Below are 16,855 nucleotides of genomic sequence, written 5' to 3' on the forward strand. Positions count from 1 at the left end.
TGAGGAGATTCATGACCTACCTCGCTGTTTTCGAGGGAAAGGGTGGCCAGGCCGTCGACCGGGACGTTCTGACGCGGGCGCTCCGGTCGGACTGGCCTGAGTCGGAGGTGTCCGTGAGCAGCGGCGACGGTCCCGGACGCGAAGTGCGGGACGTGATCTGGCTGTACAGCGAGGCCGGGAGCCGACTCGAAGGGCGGTCCCACATCGATGGGACGTGCGTCTATCTGGAAGGGCCTCTGGACCTCGCTGTCCGGTTCGCAATCTGGTACCGGGGCCTGGTTCCGCCGACCGAGGAGCTGGTCTTCTGCGACGACACCTACAGTTTCGCGGTGCCGGTCGCTGAGGGGGCGACCCCTGAGAGCGTCGAGCGGGCTGTGACGGAGACGTTCTGATTCCCGGGCCGACAAGACCGGTCGTGCGGACCGGCGTTGTCCATCGCGTTCCGGGGCGGCGGAACGTCCCGTGCGTACGGGCCTTCGCCCCGACGCCCGGTGCCTCCGCTCCGGGAGCGGGGCCCGCGCCGACCGCACGATGGGCAAGGCTCACGTTCTGAAGGGGGCTCATGGCCGCCCGCACGCGCCCGAAGACCCGCTCCACGTGCTGCCTGCTGCCCGCCGTGCGGGAGTACCGGTCCCTCCGCATGGGCGAGGTGACCGGAACCGTCCTCCGTCGGCAGCCGGTGGGCTCGACGGGGCCGTAGCCGGCCGACCTCCGGGCGGAGCGGGGCGGGCGTCCCCGCTGGAGGAAGGGTGAGTTCCCCCAGGGGGCGCCGGTTCCCCGGTGCCGAGCCGTCGCGTGGCCGAGGACTCCGGAGGAGGGCTGGAGAGGAGGAGTGCGGCCCCGGGCCTCCTGGAGGGCCACAACCGACGGCACACGCCCTAAAGGATCACTCTCTGTGCGCATAAGGTTCGGATGGGTGAAAATGGTGACGCTCTCTACCTGACGGAGGTCGGATGTCCTGGCGCTCTGCGCGGCTGCGACTGCTGCTTCCCCTGGTGATCGCGGGTTTCCTCCTGCCGGCGGAGGGTTCCGCGGCGTACGCCGGCGGAGATGTCCCGGCACCGCACCACGGTGCCCGGGTCGTCGCCGAGGAGGACGTCGGGGAGCGCCTGGTCGACCTCACGGTCGACTCGCCCGCCCTGGGGCGCACCGCGAAGGTCCGGCTGCTGACCCCGGACGGCTGGGAGGACCGGCGGCCGGGCCGGAGCTGGCCGGTGCTCTACCTCCTGGTCGGCGGTGACGGCAACCACAAGGCGTGGACGGAGGACTACGACGCCCGCCTCCAGGAGCTTCCCGGCCTGCGGGACGTGCTCGTGGTGATGCCCGAGATGCCGCTGTTCGGCTTCTACAGCGACTGGTACAACGACGGCCGGGGCGGCCCGCCCGCCGTGGAGACCTTCCACCTCCGGGAGGTGCGCCCCCTGCTGGAGCGCCACTACGGTGCCGGCACCCGCCGCGTGGCCGCGGGTGAGTCGCAGGGCGGATTCGGCGGGCTCTCCTACGCCGGCCGCCACCCCGGGCTGTTCCGGGCGGTGGCGAGCTACAGCGGCTACGTGCACCCCCTGCAGCACCCGCACGCGGTCCGGGCCGCGATGACCTTCCTGGGCCTGGACTGGAAGGCGCTGTGGGGAGACCCGGTCGCCCAACGCGTGAACTGGGAGGCCCACGACCCGTACCACCTGGCCGACCGGCTGCGCGACACCCCCGTTCACCTCTCCAGCGGCGACGGCAGGGCGGGCGTGCTCGATCCGCCGGGCACGCAGCCCGACCCGGAGGTTCCCGGGCTGGAGGACCCGTCCGACCCGTTCCCCGACGACGTGATCTCGCCCACCGAGACGCTCATGGAGCGCGAGTCCCGTGCCCTGGCCGCACGCCTGGAGTCCGTCGGGACCCCGGTGACGACGCACTTCTACTCCGGCACGCACGATCCGCCGTACTGGGTAAGGGAGTTCCGCAGGTCCCTGCCCATGCTCCTGCACGCCCTGCACGACGATGCCGGTACCACCGGCTGACCGGCTTCGCCGGGTTGCCGAGACGGAGGCAACCCGGCGAAGTCCGTCACCCCAGGGCGGGCAGGTCCGCAAGCGCCTCCGCCAGACAGGCCGCGGGGTCCTCCCCCTCCGTCACGCAGGTGAGGAACGGCTCGGCCAGTTCGATGAGTTCGCCACCGGAGACTTCCTCCAGGAAGTCGATCCGGTCCAGCAGTTGGGGCGCCTGGTCCAGCAGCCCCAGGAAACACTCGCCGATGTCCTCGGGTGCCTGCGCTCCGGGGCAGAGCGCGCTGCCGAGCAGTTGCGGATGATGCGTCAGGACGTGGTCCAGGACGTCCCGGACGGCCTGCGCGCCCGCCTTCACCAGGGCGGGGTCCGGGACGGCCAACTCGGTCCCGGGGAAGATCCGGTGGCCGATGCCGCTGCCGTCGTGCCCGTGGTCCCGGGCGGTCTTCTCGATCGTCTCGGCGTTGGCCCCGAAGAGGGCCCACCAGGCCGTCCCGTCGCCGTAATGGGTGTCGGCGATCTCCCACAGGGTGTTCCCACGTGCCACGGTGTGGGTCTCGTGGCGCGTCGTCCGGTCCTTCGCGTGCCCGGCCGACCGGTGCGGCCGGGCCGGATCCTCCGTGGCCGCTGCCTGACTCGTGGCCACCAGCATCGAGCCGGCCGCCAGGCCGCTGATGAGGGTCAGGGCCAGACCGCGGCTGCGTATGTGCGGCATGTGTCGCCTCCCGAGGTGAACGCATACGGTGACAAGGCCTCACGCTAGGTCGCGGCGGGTGGCGCGGCGCGACCACTGGGCCGATCAGGCGATGGGCCGCACCGTCAGGATCCACCGGGCCCGACCCGCCGGGCCGTCCACGACGTGCAGGGCCGTGCAGGGCCGTGCAGGGCCGTGCCGGCCAGGCCCCGCCCGCGTGTGCCGGCCGGTGGCGGTGGTCGTCGACGCGTTCGAAACGGCTGCCCCGGGGGGCGGCGGAGGTGGGCAAGGGGCGTCTCCTCCGGACGCGGGAAAGTGCATCCCGCGTGTGACGGTGCCGCCCGTTTCAGCCGCCGAGCGAGCGTCGCGTCACCCGGGCCAGGTGGCCGGCGAAGACCTCGCGGGCGTCGGGGGTGAGGGTGCGCAGGACCACCAGCGCCGTGACGGCGACGTCGCACAGTTCCGACCGGACGTCGTCCCAGGTGTGCGTGGTGCCCTTGCGCGGGTTCTGGCCGGTCGCGCCGATCACCGCCTCGGCGACCTCGCCGACCTCCTCGGACAGTTTGATGATCCGCAGCAGGAGGCCCTCCCGGCCGTCGGCCGGACGGTTGGCGTCCAGCCAGCCGCACAGGTCGTCGATGGAGTCCCAGAGGTCGGCGGGCGGGGGAGGGGGCGGGGACAGGTGGTCGCTCATGGGCGCCGAGCCTGGCACACGGCACTGACAGGCACTGGCACAGGTACAGGCACAGGTACAGGCACAGGCACAGGCACAGGCACCGGCGCCGAGCCGGCGGCTTGCCTTCGCGCGCGCTCCAACTCCTAGCGTTCCGGGGCATGGAGACCACACGGACACTGGGACGCAGCGGTATCGAGGTCAGCGCCGTCGGGTTCGGCTGCTGGGCGATCGGCGGTGAGTGGCGGGACCCGGGCGGGCAGCCCCTGGGGTGGGGCGAGGTCGACGACGAGGAGTCGACGCGGGCGATCCGGCGCGCGCTCGACCTGGGCGTCACCTTCTTCGACACGGCCGACGTCTACGGGACCGGACACAGCGAGTACGTCCTCGGGCGGGCCCTCGGGCGGCGCCGGGACGAGGTCGTCGTCGCCACCAAGTGGGGCAACCTCTTCGACCCGGACTCCCGCACCCTCACCGGCGGCGACGACTCCCCGGAGCACCTCCGCCGCGCCCTGACCGCCTCGCTGCGCCGGCTCGGCACCGACCGCATCGACCTGTACCAGCTCCACCTCGCCGACGCCGACCCCGACCGCGCCGCCCGGCTGCGGGACGCCTGCGAGGAACTGGTGGCGCAGGGCCTGATCCGGGCCTACGCCTGGAGCACCGACGACCCGGCCCGCGCCGCCGTGTTCGCGAAGGGACCGCACTGCGCCGCCGTGCAGCACGCGCTCAACGTGCTCACGGACGCGCCCGAGATGCTGCGGCTGTGCGAGGAGGCGGACCTCGCCTCCGTCAACCGCAGTCCGCTCGCCATGGGCCTGCTCACCGGAAAGCACGCCGGCCGGCGGCCGCTGCAGGAGGGGGACATCCGCAGCAGGCCGCCCGCCTGGCTGCGCGGGTTCGGTGCCGGGACCGGAGCGGACCCCGAGTGGCTCGCGCGCGTCGACGCGCTGCGGGACGTGCTCACCGGCGACGGCCGCACCCTCGCCCAGGGCGCCCTGGCCTGGCTGTGGGCCCGCAGCCCGCGCACCGTGCCGATCCCCGGCTTCCGGTCGGTCGCCCAGGCCGAGGAGAACGCGGGTGCGCTCGGGAAGGGGGCGCTGAACGGTGAGCAGATGGCCGAGGTCGATCGGATCCTCGGCCGTCAGGGAGCGGTGACCGGCGGTTAGGGGACGGCGGCCGGCCGGTTCACGCGGCAGCCGTTCCACCCACCGGTGCGTACCCGCGGTCCTGCGCGGATCCCCCCAACCCGGTGGCGTGGAACGGCTGCCGCCTCCCCCTGGACATGGCCTGCGGAAGTCGACTGCTCCAAGTGTGAAGCTTTGGTGTAGGAGAGTTGAGCACACGTTCGCCGCCGGCCGCAATGGCGCGGACGTCGAAGTTCCTTTCGTTCGGGGCCTGTTCGTGGAACCCCGGCCCCGGACCGCGTACGGCGTCGTCGTCGCCGCCACGGTCGCGAACCGCGGGTTCGCCTCCAGCGGCGGCTCCGCCGCGTGCCGCACCGTACGGGCCGCGTCCGCGACGTCCCCCACCGGTCCTGGGGCGGTCTCCCCGTTCGCCCGGAGGGTGTCGGTGTACGGGGTGAACCGGGGTCCGGGCGGCCCGCCTGGACCCCGGTCACCAGTCACCGGGCGCCGCTCAGCGGGTCTCGCCGGGGTAGCGGACGCCGACGCGGTCCCGGATCGTGTCGAGCGTCCGCATCACGGCGAGGGTGCCGTCGAGCGGGACCAGCGGGGACTCGGTCTCGCCGGCCCGCAGGGCCCGCATCACCTCGGCGGCCTCGTGCCGGAGGCTGTCACGGGGGCCGTCGGCCGGGTCGGCCGTGAACTCCTCGGCGTCACGGCCGTCCCGGTGCAGGACGAACCGCTCCGGGAAGAAGAAGCCGGACGGAATGTCGATGCGGCCCTGCGCACCGGTGATCGAGGCGTAGGTCGCCGTACCGCCCACGATGGAGCAGTGCACCGAAGCGAGAGCGCCGCTCTCCCACGAGAGCAGTGCTCCCGTCTGGAGATCGACGCCCTCCTCCGAGAGCATCGCCCGCGCCGTGACGTCCGACGGCTCCCCGAGCAGCAGCTGCGCGAACGACACCGGATACACGCCCAGGTCCAGCAGCGCGCCCCCGCCCAGCGCCGGATCCCGCAGCCGGTGCGACGCCGGGAACGGCCCCCCGAGGCCGAAGTCCGCCTGCACATGGCGCACCTCGCCGATCGCGCCGTCGTCGACCAGGGCCTTCAGCCGCCGCACCATCGGATGGCAGTACGTCCACATGGCCTCCATCAGGAAGCGCCCGTTGCCCCGCGCCAGCGCGACCAGCTCCTCCGCCTCCCGCGCGTTCAGCGTGAACGGCTTCTCGCACAGCACGTTCCGCCCGGACTCCAGCATCAGCCCGGCCGCCGCGCGGTGCGCCGAGTGCGGAGTGGCGACGTAGACGACGTCGACCTCCTCGTCGAGCGCCAGGGACTCCCAGTCGCCGTACGCCCGCGGTATCCCGAACCGCTCGGCGAACGCCTTCGCCGGCTCCACCGACCGCGACGCCACCGCCACGACCTCCGCGTCCGGCACGTCCGCCAGATCCGCGGTGAACCTCGCGGCGATCCCCCCGGTCGCCAGGATGCCCCAGCGCACCTTCTGCTCCGTCATGTGTCCCACCCTGTTCGTGTCGTTCGTCACATCGTGAAGGGATGTAGGTGGAAGCGCTCCCATGACATCGCCGTTGACGCCGAGCACTCCGTACGAGCTGAGAGCATAGGGAGCCGACGGCAGGAAAAGGGAGGGGTCACATGCCCGAGGGTGGGGCGTCCATATCGAACCCGGCAGCGAACGCGACGGCGAACCCGGGAGCGGACAGGGCCCCGGACACGGCCGTCCCGGACCTGACGGCGGCCGGAGCGGCGCTCCGCGCGACCACCGCCCGCCGCACCGGCCTGCTGGTCACACTCGTCCTCGGCGGCCTGACCGCCACGCCACCGCTGGCGATGGACATGTACCTCCCCGCGCTCCCGGCGGTCACCCGGTCCCTGCACGCGCCCGCCGCCACCGTCCAGCTCACGCTCACCGCCTGCCTGGCCGGCATGGCCCTCGGGCAGCTGGTGGTCGGCCCGATGAGCGACCGGTGGGGCCGCCGCAGGCCGCTGCTCGTCGGCCTCGCGGTCTACGTCGTCGCCACCGTGCTGTGCGCCTTCGCGCCGACCGTCGAACTCCTCGTCGTCTTCCGGCTGGCGCAGGGCCTCGCGGGCGCGGCCGGCATCGTCATCGCGCGGGCGGTCGCCCGTGACCTGTACGACGGCATGGCCATGGCCCGCTTCTTCTCGACCCTCATGCTGATCTCCGGGGTCGCGCCGATCGTGGCGCCGCTCATCGGCGGGCAGATCCTGCGGGTGACGGACTGGCGGGGCGTGTTCGTCGTGCTGACCGTCGTCGGGGTGCTGCTGACGGCCGTCGTCTGGGCGAAGCTCCCGGAGACGCTGGCCCCCGCCGACCGGCACGAGGGAGGCGTCGGCGAGGCGCTCGGCTCGATGCGCCGGCTGCTCACCGACCGCGCGTTCACCGGCTACACGCTCACCGGCGGCTTCGCCTTCGCGTCCCTCTTCGCCTACGTCGCCGCCTCCCCGTTCGTCGTCCAGGAGATCTACGGCGCCTCCCCGCAGACGTTCAGCCTGCTGTTCGGGCTCAACTCGATCGGGCTGGTGATCATGGGGCAGATCAACGGCAAGGTGCTGGTCGGCCGGGTCCGGCTGGACAAGGTGCTCGGCCTGGGGCTCGTCGTCGTGGTCGTCGCGGCGGTCGCGCTGCTGCTGATGTCGCTGGGCACGTTCGGCGAGGTCGGGCTGGTGCCCGTGGCCGCCGCGCTGTTCGTGCTGATGTCCGCGATGGGCATCACCCTGCCGAACACGCAGACGCTCGCCCTGATGCGCACCAGGCACGCCGCCGGCTCCGCGTCGGCGCTGCTCGGCACGACGTCCTTCCTCATCGGCGCGATCGCCTCCCCGCTGGTCGGGATCGCCGGGGAGGACACCGCCGTCCCGATGGCCGTCGTCCAGCTGGCCGCCGCCCTGGTGGCGCTCGCCTGCTTCCTGGGGATGTGCCGTCCGTGGGACGGACGGACGGGCGCGAAGGGCGGGGGCGTCTGAGCGCGCCGCGCCTGCGTGACGGCACACCCGAACGGGCCGGACTCGACGCCGGGGAACTCCGCCACCTGGTCCGGGAGGTCCACGCCCGCACCGGCGGCGAGCGGCCCTGGGCGGCGGGCGCCGTCGTGGTCGTCGGGCGCGGCCCGGTGCTCGCCGTGCAGGAGGCGGCGGGCTGGGCCGTGCGCTACGCGGCGTACGACGAGGAGACGGACACCCCGGTCGAACTGCCGCCGGCCGAACGCGTCCCGATGACCGTGGACACCCCCTTCGACCTGGCGTCCCTGACCAAACTGTTCACCTCGGTGGCGGTGGTGCAGCAGATCGAACGGCGCACGCTGGGCATCGACGCGCGCGTGGGCGCGTACCTCCCGGACTTCACGGCGGCGGCCCGCCACGGAACCACCGTCCGCCAGCTGCTCACCCACACCTCCGGGCTGCGCCCCGAACTCCCGCTGTACGACTGTGCCGACGACGCGCAGCGGCTGGCGCTGCTGCGCGCGGAACGGCCCGCCATGGCGCCCGGCACGTACTGCTACTCCGATCTCAACATGCTGCTGCTCCAGCACGTCCTGGAGCGCATCACCGGCCGCACGCTCGACGTCCTCGTGCGTGACGGCATCACCCGGCCGCTCGGCATGACCGCGACCGGCTTCGGTCCGTGCCCGCACGCGGCGGCGACGGAGGACCAGCGGCGGCCGTGGGCCAAGGCGGACCGGGGGATGCTGCGGGGCGAGGTGCACGACGAGAACGCGTGGGCGCTGGGCGGGGTGGCGGGCCACGCCGGGCTGTTCTCCACGGGGCGGGACCTGGCGGTCTTCTGCCGGACCCTGCTGGCGGGCGGTTCGTACGGCCCCGCGCGCATCCTCGGTCCCGACTTCGTGGACCTGCTGTTCACCCCACCCGGCCTGGGCTTCGCCCTGGACCAGCCGTGGTTCATGGGAGAACTGGCGGGGCGGGGCGCCGCGGGCCACACCGGTTTCACGGGCACGTCCCTGGTGCTGGACCGGGCCACGGACACGTACGTGATCCTGCTGGCGAACACGGTCCACCCCCGGCGGCCGGTTCCGCCGGACAGCACGCCGAGGGCGGCGGCGGCGACGCGGGTGGCGCGGGCGGTGCGGGAGATCTAGAGAGGTCCCTCTTTTATGGGGTGCCGTACGTACGGCCTGGCGCTTTGCGGGGCGCCCGCGCCTTGAAGTGGGCCGGGGGCCGGCCGCGCCCCGTAGAATCGCCGGGTGAACGCCCCCGCCCCGCCGGCCACCGCCGAAACCCTGCGCTCCGCCCTCGCCGGGCTGCTCGACGGGATTCCGCCGCGGCAGGCCGCGCAGGCCGTCGAGCGGCTGATCGCCACCTACCGGGGCGCCACCCCGACCGGGGCGCCGATCCTGCGGGACCGGGCCGACGTGGCCGCGTACGCCGCCTACCGGATGCCCGCGACGTTCGAGGCGGTGCGGTCCGCGCTGGAGGCGTTCGCGGACGCCGTGCCCGGGTGGACGCCCGGCGACCACGTGGACGTCGGCGGCGGCACCGGTGCGGCGGCCTGGGCGGTGAGCGCGACCTGGGACGGGCGGCGCCCCGTGACCGTCCTCGACTGGGCCGAGCCCGCCCTCGCCCTCGGCCGGGAACTGGCCGCCGCCAACCCCGCCCTGCACGGCACCCGCTGGCACCGCTCTCGTATCGGATCGGCGCTCACCATCGAGAGCACTGATCTCGTCACCGTCTCCTACGTCCTCAACGAGCTCACCGCCCCCGACCGCGCCGCCCTCGTCGACGCCGCGGCCGGCGCCGCGCGGTCCGTCGTGATCGTCGAACCCGGGACCCCCGACGGATACGCCCGCGTCATCGAGGCCCGCGACCGCCTGGTCTCCGCCGGCTTCCACGTCGCCGCCCCCTGCCCGCACAGCGCCGCCTGCCCCATCGCCCCCGGCACGGACTGGTGCCACTTCTCCGCGCGGGTCAGCCGCTCCTCCCTGCACCGGCAGATCAAGGGCGGTTCCCTCGCCTACGAGGACGAGAAGTTCAGCTACGTCGCCGCCACCCGCCTCCCGGTCACCCCGGCCCCCGCCCGCGTCGTCCGCAAGCCGCAGATCCGCAAGGGCCAGGTCCTCCTCGACCTCTGCGAGAAGGACCCGGCCCTGAGCCGCGGTACCGTCACCAAACGCCACGGCGACCTCTACCGGGCGGCCCGGGACACCGACTGGGGCGACTCCTGGCCGCCCGCGGACCCCCGGCCGCCCGCGGACCCCCGGCCGCCCGCCGACGCCTGATCCGGCACCGCGCCACCCTCCTCCCGCTCTTCCCCCTGCTCCTCCTCCCGCCGCTCCTGCAGCCTGCGCAGCAGTTCCCGCTTCTGCGCCCCCGGATCGGCGCCGCCGCCGATCCGGCCCCCGCGTGCGCCCCCGCGCAGGGCCCCGCGGCCCAGGTGCTGCCGGGTGCCGCCGACGCCCAGCATGTTTCCGGCTCCGCCTCGGGCCATGACGATCTCCCTTCCTCGGTACGAGACGTATCGTCTCGTCATCGACACCCACCACTGTCCGGCGAGACGCGCCGTCTTGTCAACTGATAAATTCGACCCATGGCCGCACACCAGTCAGCCCCCGACGCCACCCGCCGCAGCGAGCGCTCCCGGCGGGCCATCTACGACGCCGCCCTCGCCCTGGTCGTCGAGGTCGGCTACCCGAGGACCACCATCGAGGGCATAGCCTCCCGCGCCGGAGTCGGCAAGCAGACGATCTACCGGTGGTGGTCGTCGAAGGCGGACGTCCTCCTGGAGGCGTTCCTCGACATGGCCGAGCGGGCGGCAACGGCGGCCGGCCAGGTCCCGTACGCCTTCCCGGACACCGGCGACCTCGCCGCCGACCTCAAGCTCGTCCTGCGCGCCACGGTCGACGAACTGCACGACCCCTCCTTCGAGGCCCCCTCCCGCGCGCTGGCCGCCGAGGGCGTCGTCAACGAGGAACTCGGCCGCAGACTCGTCGCCCACCTGCTGGAACCCCAGCTCCAGCTGTACGTGGACCGTCTGCGCTCCGCCCGGGACGCCGGGGACGTCCGCCCGGACATCGACCCCCGCATCGCCCTGGAGCTCTTCGTCTCCCCCCTCGCCCAGCGCTGGCTCCAGTACACGGGCCCGATCACCCACGACTACACCGACACCCTCGTCGACTACGCCCTCAACGGCCTCGCGCCCCGCTGACCGGCACGGCCGGCCGGCGACCTCACCGTCCCGGCCCCGCGCCCACCTTCCCCGGCTTTCCCGGCGCCGTCCCCGGCACCCGCGCCGGATGCCGGGCCAGCCGCCCCGGCGCGTCCGTGATGACGCCGTTGCAGCCCAGCGCCAGGGCGCGGTCGCGCTGCGCCGGGGTGATGACCGTGTGGGCCCACACCCGGGGAACCCCGGAGCGCACCGCGCGCCGCAGATCGGCGTCCCGCGCCTTGACGTCGACGTCGAGCAGGTCGACGTAGGAGCGCCAGCGCTCGGGACGGTCGGTGCGCAGCTGACGGGCCGAGCGCCACAGCTGGGTCAGCAGGCCCAGGCGGTGGACGCGGCGGGCGACCGCGGGGTCGTTGGTGTTCACGAACACCGAGCGGGTCAGACCGCGGGCGCGGATCAGCGCGGCCAGCCGCTCCACACCGCGCGGGTCCTTCGCCTCCAGCATCAGCACGATCCGCCCGCCGAATCGGTCCAGCACCTCGGCGACCGTCGGCGGCCGCTCCGAGCGCCAGCTCCCCGGCAGCCGGTCGCGCGGACGCAGCCGTACGCCCCGCCACTCCCCGGCGTCCAGGCCGCGCACCTCGCCGCCCAGGAAGGTGGTGCGGTCCAGGGTCGCGTCGTGGAAGACCACCGGCGTGCCGTCCCGCAGCACCCGCGTGTCGAAGTCCAGCACCTGCGCCGTACCGCGCCGGTACGCCGCCATCAGCCCCGACATGCTGTTCTCCGGGACCTCGCGCGCCCCGCCCCGGTGGGCGACGTACGGAACGCGCGGCAGCGAGTCCACCGTCAGCGGCCCGGGACCCGACTCCAGCGGGCCCTGGAAGCCCGCGGCGGTCAGTGAGACCACGGACGCCACGGCCGCCAGGCCCGTCCACGCGACACATGTGACCATGACGACCACGGTAGGTCCGCGGATCACCGCGGACCGCCCCACGGCACCCGAACCGGTGCACGCGCCCTCGTCTCGCGCGCCCCCTTCGCCACCTCTCGCCCCATCGGGTCGCCCTCGTCCCACCTGCGCCGATTGTGCGCTCCGGCCCCCCGGCGCGTACGGTCGTGGGACCATAGGGCATGCTGTGGGGCACGACGGCGAGGCGAGGGGATAGATGAGCGCGGAGTTCGGCGGCCGGACCGGCCGGCAGGGCAAACTCTCCCAGTGGCTGCGCGGACGCCGCCCGAGGCAGGCCGCCGACGAGGGCGGCCGTGAGACCCTGCTGCTCGCCGCCGCCGAAGCGGGACTGCCGCTCGCGCCCGCCGCCCACCCCGCCGCCGGATACGGCTGCTCCTGCGACCGCGTCGGCTGTCCCACCCCCGCCCGGCACCCGGTGTCGTTCGCCTGGCAGACGCAGTCCACCACCGACCGCGCCCAGATCGAGCGCTGGGCCCGCCACCAGCCGCAGGCCAACTTCATCACCGCCACCGGCATGGTGCACGACGTCCTCGACGTCCCCCTGGACGCCGGCCGCGAGGCGCTCACCCGCCTCCTCGACGCCGGCGTCGAGGTCGGCCCCGTCGCCGAGAGCGACGACGGCCGGATGCTGTTCTTCACCCTCACCCGCGGCACCCCCGAGGACGAGGACGAGTGGTGGCCGTGCGAGCTGGACTGCCACCCGGAGACCATGGACGAGCACCCCGGCCTGCGCTGGCACTGCCGCGGCTCCTACGTCCTCGTACCGCCCGCCCGCCTCCCCGGCGACGACGACCCGTCGGTGCACTGGGTACGCGGCCCCGAGCATCCGCTCCCGGACCCGCTGAGCCTGCTGGAGGTCCTCACCGACTCCTGCGCCCGCCACATCGGCGAACAGCCCGACCACGCGGGCACGGCCTGGCCCCTGCACCGCTGACAGCCGGGCCGCCGCTCTTCTTCCCGCACCACGGACAGCGGGGCCGCCCACCCCGCCGCGGCTACTCCCCCTGCGCCGACGTCAGCCCCTGGATCCGCCCCAGGACCTCCACCTCGCCGTCGGCCGGGTCCAGTGCCACCTCGTTGGAGACGAACTCCATCGTCAGCGACTGCCGTATCTCCCCGGTCGTCAGCGCCAGCACGTCCTTGTTCGGCGTCGGCACCGACGCCCCGGCCGCGGCGGTCTGCTTCTCGAAGTGGCGGGTGGTGAAGAACACCAGCGCCCCGCCGTCCTCGGTGCGCAGCGCCAGCGGCGCGTAGTCGCCGTCCGTCATCGGCTCGTCGATGTACTGCGTGGCCAGCCCCGGCCGCGACGACTTCTTCTCCCGCTGGGTCCGCCACCCGCTGGTGTACGGGCCGTCCGAGAAGACGTCCCCGCCGTCCTTGAGGAACGACGCGTAGTCCTCGCTCAGTTCGCCCGGCGGCACCGCCACGTCGGACGAGTCGGCGGGCACGGCCTCGGCCCAGCCGTCCTCGTCGGTCCTGAACTCCGGTATGTCGTCCGGGGCGACCAGCGTCAGGTACGCCGCTTCCCAGGTCTCGTCCAGCCCGTCCCGGGTGAACACCAGCAGCCAGCGTGCCTCGCCGCCCTTGTTGCCGGCCGCGTCGGCGAGGAACCAGCGCGGCCAGCCGGCCTTCTTCGGGATGGTGAACTTCGCGTCCGTCAGCTCCAGCGGCGAGTGCCCGGCATTGCCCTCCGGGCTGTTGGCCCGCCCGGCCTTCAGCCGCGCCCCGTCGATGGCGGCGAGGGCGCCGGTGGTGTGGCCGGCGTCCAGGGAGGCGTCGTACGCCTCGTCGGCCGCGTTGTACGCGGCCGTGAACTCCTCGAGCGCCTCGGCGGCTTCGGCGCGGGTGGTGGCCGGGAGCACCTCGCGCTCGCCGTGCACCACCACACAGCCGCTCGCCGTGACCGACAAGGCGGCCACGAGCACCCACGTGTCAAGCCTGCGGAGCCTTCGAAGGCCGAGATCCCTGCTCATCCGGTTCCTTCACCTTCCCCTTCCCGGAGGCGAACCCTACCGGGGCGAGGAACAGCGCGAGCGCCGGGACCAGGTACAGCAGCCACACCGTGACCTGGAGGACGGTCGGGTCGGGCTGGAAGTTGAACACGCCCTTCAGCAGGGTGCCGTACCAGCTGTCCGGCGGGACGACGGTGCTGACGTCGAAGGCCAGGTCCGTCAGACCGGGCAGCCAGCCGGCCTCCTGCAGGTCGTGGAAGCCGTACGCCAGCACGCCCGCCGCCACGACGACCAGCAGGCCGCCGGTCCACGTGAAGAACCTGGCGAGGTCGATGCGCAGCGCGCCCCGGTAGAACAGCCAGCCGAGGACCACCGCCGTCGCCAGCCCCAGCGCCACCCCGATCAGCGGGCGCGGGCTGCCGTCCCCGGCCGCGTGCACGGACGCCCACACGAACAGGGCGGTCTCCAGCCCCTCGCGGCCCACGGCGAGGAACGCGGTGACGACCAGCGCGCCCGTGCCCATCGCGAGCGCGGCGTCCAGCTTGCCGTGCAGCTCCGCCTTCAGGTGCCGGGCGGTGCGCCGCATCCAGAACACCATCCACGTCACCAGGCACACCGCGAGGACGGACAGTGAACCGCCGAGCGCCTCCTGCGCCTCGAACGTCAGCTCCTGCGAGCCGAATTCGAGCGCCGAGCCGAAGCCGAGCGCCAGGGCGACCGCGACCCCGATGCCGGTCCACACCGGCTTCAGCGCGTCCCGCCGTCCGGTCTTCACCAGGTAGGCGATCAGGATGCAGACGACGAGACTGGCCTCCAGGCCCTCGCGCAGACCGATCAGGTAGTTGGAGAACACGGCTCAGGCCTCCTCGGTGAACAGCGCCCGGCCCCACCAGTCGTCCTGGTCGCGGACGCCCGGTGGCACGGCGAAGACCGCCGAACCCACGTGCTGGATGTACTCGTTGAGCGCGTCCTGGGCCAGGTTCCGCTGGATGCGGATGAACCCGGTGCGCGGATCGCGCTGGTAGGCGAGGAAGAACAGCCCCGCGTCCAGGCGTCCCAGACCGTCGGTGCCGTCGGTGAAGGAGTAGCCCCGGCGCAGGATCGTCGCCCCCGCGTTGGCCTCGGGGTGTGCCAGCCGCACATGGGCGTCGGGCTTCATCGCCTTCAGGAACGGCTCGTCCCGCTCCTTCGCCCTGCCGACCGGTGCGCCCTCGCCCTTGTCCCGGCCGAAGATGTCCTCCTGCTCCCGCAGCGGGGTGCGGTCCCAGGTCTCGATGTGCATCCGGATCCGCCGGGCGACGAGATAGGAACCGCCCGCCATCCACCGGGGCCCGTCCTTCTTCCCGACCCAGACGAACTTCTCCAGCCGGTCCTTCTCGGCGCCCGAGATGTTGCGGGTGCCGTCCTTGAAACCGAACAGGTTGCGCGGGGTCTGCGCGTCGGGGGTCGTGGACGACGTCTTGCCGAAGCCGAGCTGCGACCAGCGCACCACGACCCGGCCGAACCCGATGCGGGCGAGATTGCGGATCGCGTGCACGGCGACCTGCGGATCGTCCGCGCAGGCCTGCACGCACAGGTCCCCGCCGCTGCGGTCGCGGTCCAGGTTGTCCCCGGCGAACCTCGGCAGCTCCACCAGGGCTTCGGGACGCCGCCCGGCCAGATCGAACCTGTCGAACAGGGACGGTCCGAAGCCCACCGTCAGCGTCAGCCGGGACGGCTTGAGGCCCAGCGCCTCACCGGTGTCGTCCGGCGGCGCCTCGGCGAGGCCGCCGTACGCGCCCTCACCGACCGCGCGGCCGGCGGTCATCCGGCGCGCCGCCTCGGTCCACTCCTTCAGCAGCTCGACGAACTCGGCGCGGTCGTCGGTCGTCACGTCGAACGCGGCGAAGTGCAGCCGGTCCTGTACGGGCGTCGCGATGCCCGCCTGGTGCGGCCCGTGGAACTCCACCGCGGAGCCCGCGTCCGCGTCCGTGCCGGGCCCGTCCCCGGTACGGGCCACCGCCGCCGCACCGCCGGCCGCGGCGGCACCGAGCGCGAGCCCCGCGCCGCCCCAGCCGAGCAGTGAACGCCGCGAGGGCGCCTGCGCGTTGCCGTCCGTCATCGTCCCGGTCCGTCCTTACTTCACCACGGCCGCGGCGAGCCGCGACAGCGGCTCCGCGAGCGCGTTGACCGCGTCCGACAGCTCCTTGCGGTCGGCCTTTCCGACCTTGTCGTACGAGGTGAAGTCGTACGACACCGTGTCCGGGCGGTACCGGTCGAGCAGCGTGTCCAGCGCCGCGAACTGCTCGTCGAGCTCCTTCACCAGCGCCGGTTCGTTCTCCTCCGCCACCGCCTTGAGCAGGGCGTACGACCTCTCGGCGCCCTCGACGTTGGCCTTGAAGTCGACCAGGTCGGTGTGCGAGTAGCGCTCCTCCTCGCCGGTGACCTTGCCGGTGGCGACCTCGTCGAGGAGTTCCTTGGCACCGTTGGCCATGGAGGTCGGGGTGATGTCGGCCTCGCCGACCCGGTCCTGCCAGTCCTCCAGGTCGGTGATCAGCCGGCCGGCGAGCTCCTTCTCCCGGTCGCCGATCCTCCCGTCCTGCCAGAGGGCCTTCTCCAGGCGGTGCCAGCCGGTCCAGTCGGTCGCCGGGTCCTGGCCGTCCTCCAGGCCGTCCTCGCGGACGTCGACCTTGGGGTCGATGTCACCGAAGGACTCGGCCACCGGTTCGGTGCGCTCCCAGCCGATGCGGGAGGGCGCGTACGCCTTCTTCGCGGCCTCGAGGTCGCCGGCCTCGACGGCCTCGGCGAACTCCTTCGCCTTCGGCAGCGTCTCGTCGGCCTGCGCCTGCACGTACGCGCGGTAGGCGGCCACGGCCTTGTCCAGCCGCGGGTCACGCTCGACGGCCTGGCCGCCGGTGGCCCTGACGGCCTGGCGTATGCCCTTGCCGCGCATGCCCGGCTTGCAGGCGATCAGGTAGTCACCGGACTTCACCTCGGCGGTGACGCGCTGCTTGGTGCCGGGGCCGATGTTCTCCCGCTCGGTGACCACCCGGTCGTCGGGGAAGAGGAGGTAGACCTCGGTGACCTTGGAGCCCTTGTTCTCGATGGCGAGTTCGACGTGTCCGGCCGGGAACTCCTTCTTCGACACCTCGCACGTGTCGTCCGTGGCCGTCACGCCGACGACCTGTTCGCCGTCGGCGTCGCCGCCCTTCTCGGTGCAGCCGGTGAGGGCGGCGAGGGCCGCCGCGGTGGCGACGGCGGTGACGAGAGAGAGTCTGGCGGGTCGCATGGAGGCTCCCAGTGTGGCCG

General features: G+C 73.4%; 18 protein-coding genes. 9 read left to right on the top strand and 9 right to left on the bottom strand.

Going from position 1 to position 16,855, the window contains the following annotated elements:
• Positions 1–11 precede the first annotated feature (11 nt).
• From ACFY3N_RS28130 to ACFY3N_RS28140, 3 genes are all read left to right on the top strand, one after another.
• Positions 12–392 (top strand): hypothetical protein, encoded by a 381-nt coding sequence (locus ACFY3N_RS28130; protein WP_390819549.1) that lies wholly within the window; start codon positions 12–14, stop codon positions 390–392.
• A gap of 170 nt (positions 393–562) precedes the next feature.
• On the top strand, positions 563–700 hold the full coding sequence (locus tag ACFY3N_RS28135) for a hypothetical protein (RefSeq protein ID WP_390819550.1): 138 nt from the start codon (positions 563–565) through the stop codon (positions 698–700).
• A gap of 253 nt (positions 701–953) precedes the next feature.
• On the top strand, positions 954–2,012 hold the full coding sequence (locus ACFY3N_RS28140) for an alpha/beta hydrolase (RefSeq protein WP_390819551.1): 1,059 nt from the start codon (positions 954–956) through the stop codon (positions 2,010–2,012).
• Between the two features lie 46 nt (positions 2,013–2,058).
• On the opposite strand, the gene ACFY3N_RS28145 is transcribed toward ACFY3N_RS28140, so the two are convergent.
• Both ACFY3N_RS28145 and ACFY3N_RS28150 read right to left on the bottom strand, forming a co-directional pair.
• Positions 2,059–2,712 (bottom strand): LysM peptidoglycan-binding domain-containing protein, encoded by a 654-nt coding sequence (locus tag ACFY3N_RS28145; RefSeq protein WP_390819552.1) that lies wholly within the window; start codon positions 2,710–2,712, stop codon positions 2,059–2,061.
• A 325-nt stretch (positions 2,713–3,037) separates the two neighbouring features.
• The gene (locus tag ACFY3N_RS28150) at positions 3,038–3,385 is read right to left on the bottom strand and encodes a MazG-like family protein (RefSeq protein WP_390819553.1); all 348 of its coding nucleotides are present in this window, start codon (positions 3,383–3,385) and stop codon (positions 3,038–3,040) included.
• Positions 3,386–3,525: 140 nt separating this feature from the next.
• Here ACFY3N_RS28150 and ACFY3N_RS28155 point away from each other — a divergent pair, with 140 nt between their 5' ends.
• A complete protein-coding gene (locus ACFY3N_RS28155) occupies positions 3,526–4,533 on the top strand; it encodes an aldo/keto reductase (RefSeq protein WP_390819554.1) in 1,008 nt (335 codons plus the stop codon).
• Between the two features lie 469 nt (positions 4,534–5,002).
• On the opposite strand, the gene ACFY3N_RS28160 is transcribed toward ACFY3N_RS28155, so the two are convergent.
• Positions 5,003–6,004, bottom strand: coding sequence for a Gfo/Idh/MocA family protein (locus tag ACFY3N_RS28160; protein WP_390819555.1), 1,002 nt, complete (start codon positions 6,002–6,004; stop codon positions 5,003–5,005).
• Between the two features lie 140 nt (positions 6,005–6,144).
• Here ACFY3N_RS28160 and ACFY3N_RS28165 point away from each other — a divergent pair, with 140 nt between their 5' ends.
• The 3 genes from ACFY3N_RS28165 to ACFY3N_RS28175 all read left to right on the top strand — a co-directional run bounded on the left by ACFY3N_RS28165 (position 6,145) and on the right by ACFY3N_RS28175 (position 9,761).
• Entirely contained in the window at positions 6,145–7,494 is a 1,350-nt protein-coding gene (locus ACFY3N_RS28165; RefSeq protein ID WP_390819556.1) for a multidrug effflux MFS transporter, read from the top strand.
• Positions 7,446–8,624, top strand: a complete 1,179-nt coding sequence (locus tag ACFY3N_RS28170; protein ID WP_390819557.1) for a serine hydrolase domain-containing protein — start codon at positions 7,446–7,448, stop codon at positions 8,622–8,624. Before ACFY3N_RS28165 ends, ACFY3N_RS28170 begins: the two co-directional genes overlap by 49 nt.
• Before the next feature lie 105 nt (positions 8,625–8,729).
• Positions 8,730–9,761 (top strand): small ribosomal subunit Rsm22 family protein, encoded by a 1,032-nt coding sequence (locus ACFY3N_RS28175; protein WP_390819558.1) that lies wholly within the window; start codon positions 8,730–8,732, stop codon positions 9,759–9,761.
• On the opposite strand, the gene ACFY3N_RS28180 is transcribed toward ACFY3N_RS28175, so the two are convergent.
• The gene (locus tag ACFY3N_RS28180) at positions 9,668–10,012 is read right to left on the bottom strand and encodes a DUF6243 family protein (RefSeq protein WP_390819559.1); all 345 of its coding nucleotides are present in this window, start codon (positions 10,010–10,012) and stop codon (positions 9,668–9,670) included. The two genes, ACFY3N_RS28175 and ACFY3N_RS28180, sit on opposite strands and share 94 nt — an antisense overlap.
• Before the next feature lie 57 nt (positions 10,013–10,069).
• Between ACFY3N_RS28180 and ACFY3N_RS28185 the strand changes: the two genes are divergently transcribed.
• Entirely contained in the window at positions 10,070–10,687 is a 618-nt protein-coding gene (locus ACFY3N_RS28185; RefSeq protein ID WP_390819560.1) for a TetR/AcrR family transcriptional regulator, read from the top strand.
• A gap of 22 nt (positions 10,688–10,709) precedes the next feature.
• On the opposite strand, the gene ACFY3N_RS28190 is transcribed toward ACFY3N_RS28185, so the two are convergent.
• Entirely contained in the window at positions 10,710–11,597 is an 888-nt protein-coding gene (locus tag ACFY3N_RS28190) for a glycerophosphodiester phosphodiesterase (RefSeq protein WP_390819561.1), read from the bottom strand.
• A gap of 214 nt (positions 11,598–11,811) precedes the next feature.
• On the opposite strand from ACFY3N_RS28190, the gene ACFY3N_RS28195 reads away from it, so the two are divergent.
• Complete coding sequence (locus tag ACFY3N_RS28195) at positions 11,812–12,549, top strand: bifunctional DNA primase/polymerase (RefSeq protein WP_390819562.1); 738 nt, start codon at positions 11,812–11,814, stop codon at positions 12,547–12,549.
• A 61-nt stretch (positions 12,550–12,610) separates the two neighbouring features.
• On the opposite strand, the gene ACFY3N_RS28200 is transcribed toward ACFY3N_RS28195, so the two are convergent.
• The 4 genes from ACFY3N_RS28200 to efeO are packed head-to-tail and all read right to left on the bottom strand — an operon-like array spanning position 12,611 to position 16,835.
• Entirely contained in the window at positions 12,611–13,588 is a 978-nt protein-coding gene (locus ACFY3N_RS28200) for a hypothetical protein (protein ID WP_390819563.1), read from the bottom strand.
• Positions 13,548–14,420, bottom strand: coding sequence for an iron uptake transporter permease EfeU (efeU, locus tag ACFY3N_RS28205; protein WP_390819564.1), 873 nt, complete (start codon positions 14,418–14,420; stop codon positions 13,548–13,550). The genes ACFY3N_RS28200 and efeU overlap by 41 nt, the downstream gene beginning before the upstream one ends.
• 3 nt (positions 14,421–14,423) lie before the next feature.
• Positions 14,424–15,668, bottom strand: a complete 1,245-nt coding sequence (efeB, locus tag ACFY3N_RS28210; protein WP_390819565.1) for an iron uptake transporter deferrochelatase/peroxidase subunit — start codon at positions 15,666–15,668, stop codon at positions 14,424–14,426.
• 15 nt (positions 15,669–15,683) lie between these two features.
• A complete protein-coding gene (efeO, locus tag ACFY3N_RS28215; RefSeq protein ID WP_390819566.1) occupies positions 15,684–16,835 on the bottom strand; it encodes an iron uptake system protein EfeO in 1,152 nt (383 codons plus the stop codon).
• Positions 16,836–16,855 lie beyond the last annotated feature (20 nt).

The organism is Streptomyces sp. NPDC000348, assembly GCF_042898795.1.
Taxonomy (GTDB): Bacteria; Actinomycetota; Actinomycetes; order Streptomycetales; family Streptomycetaceae; genus Streptomyces.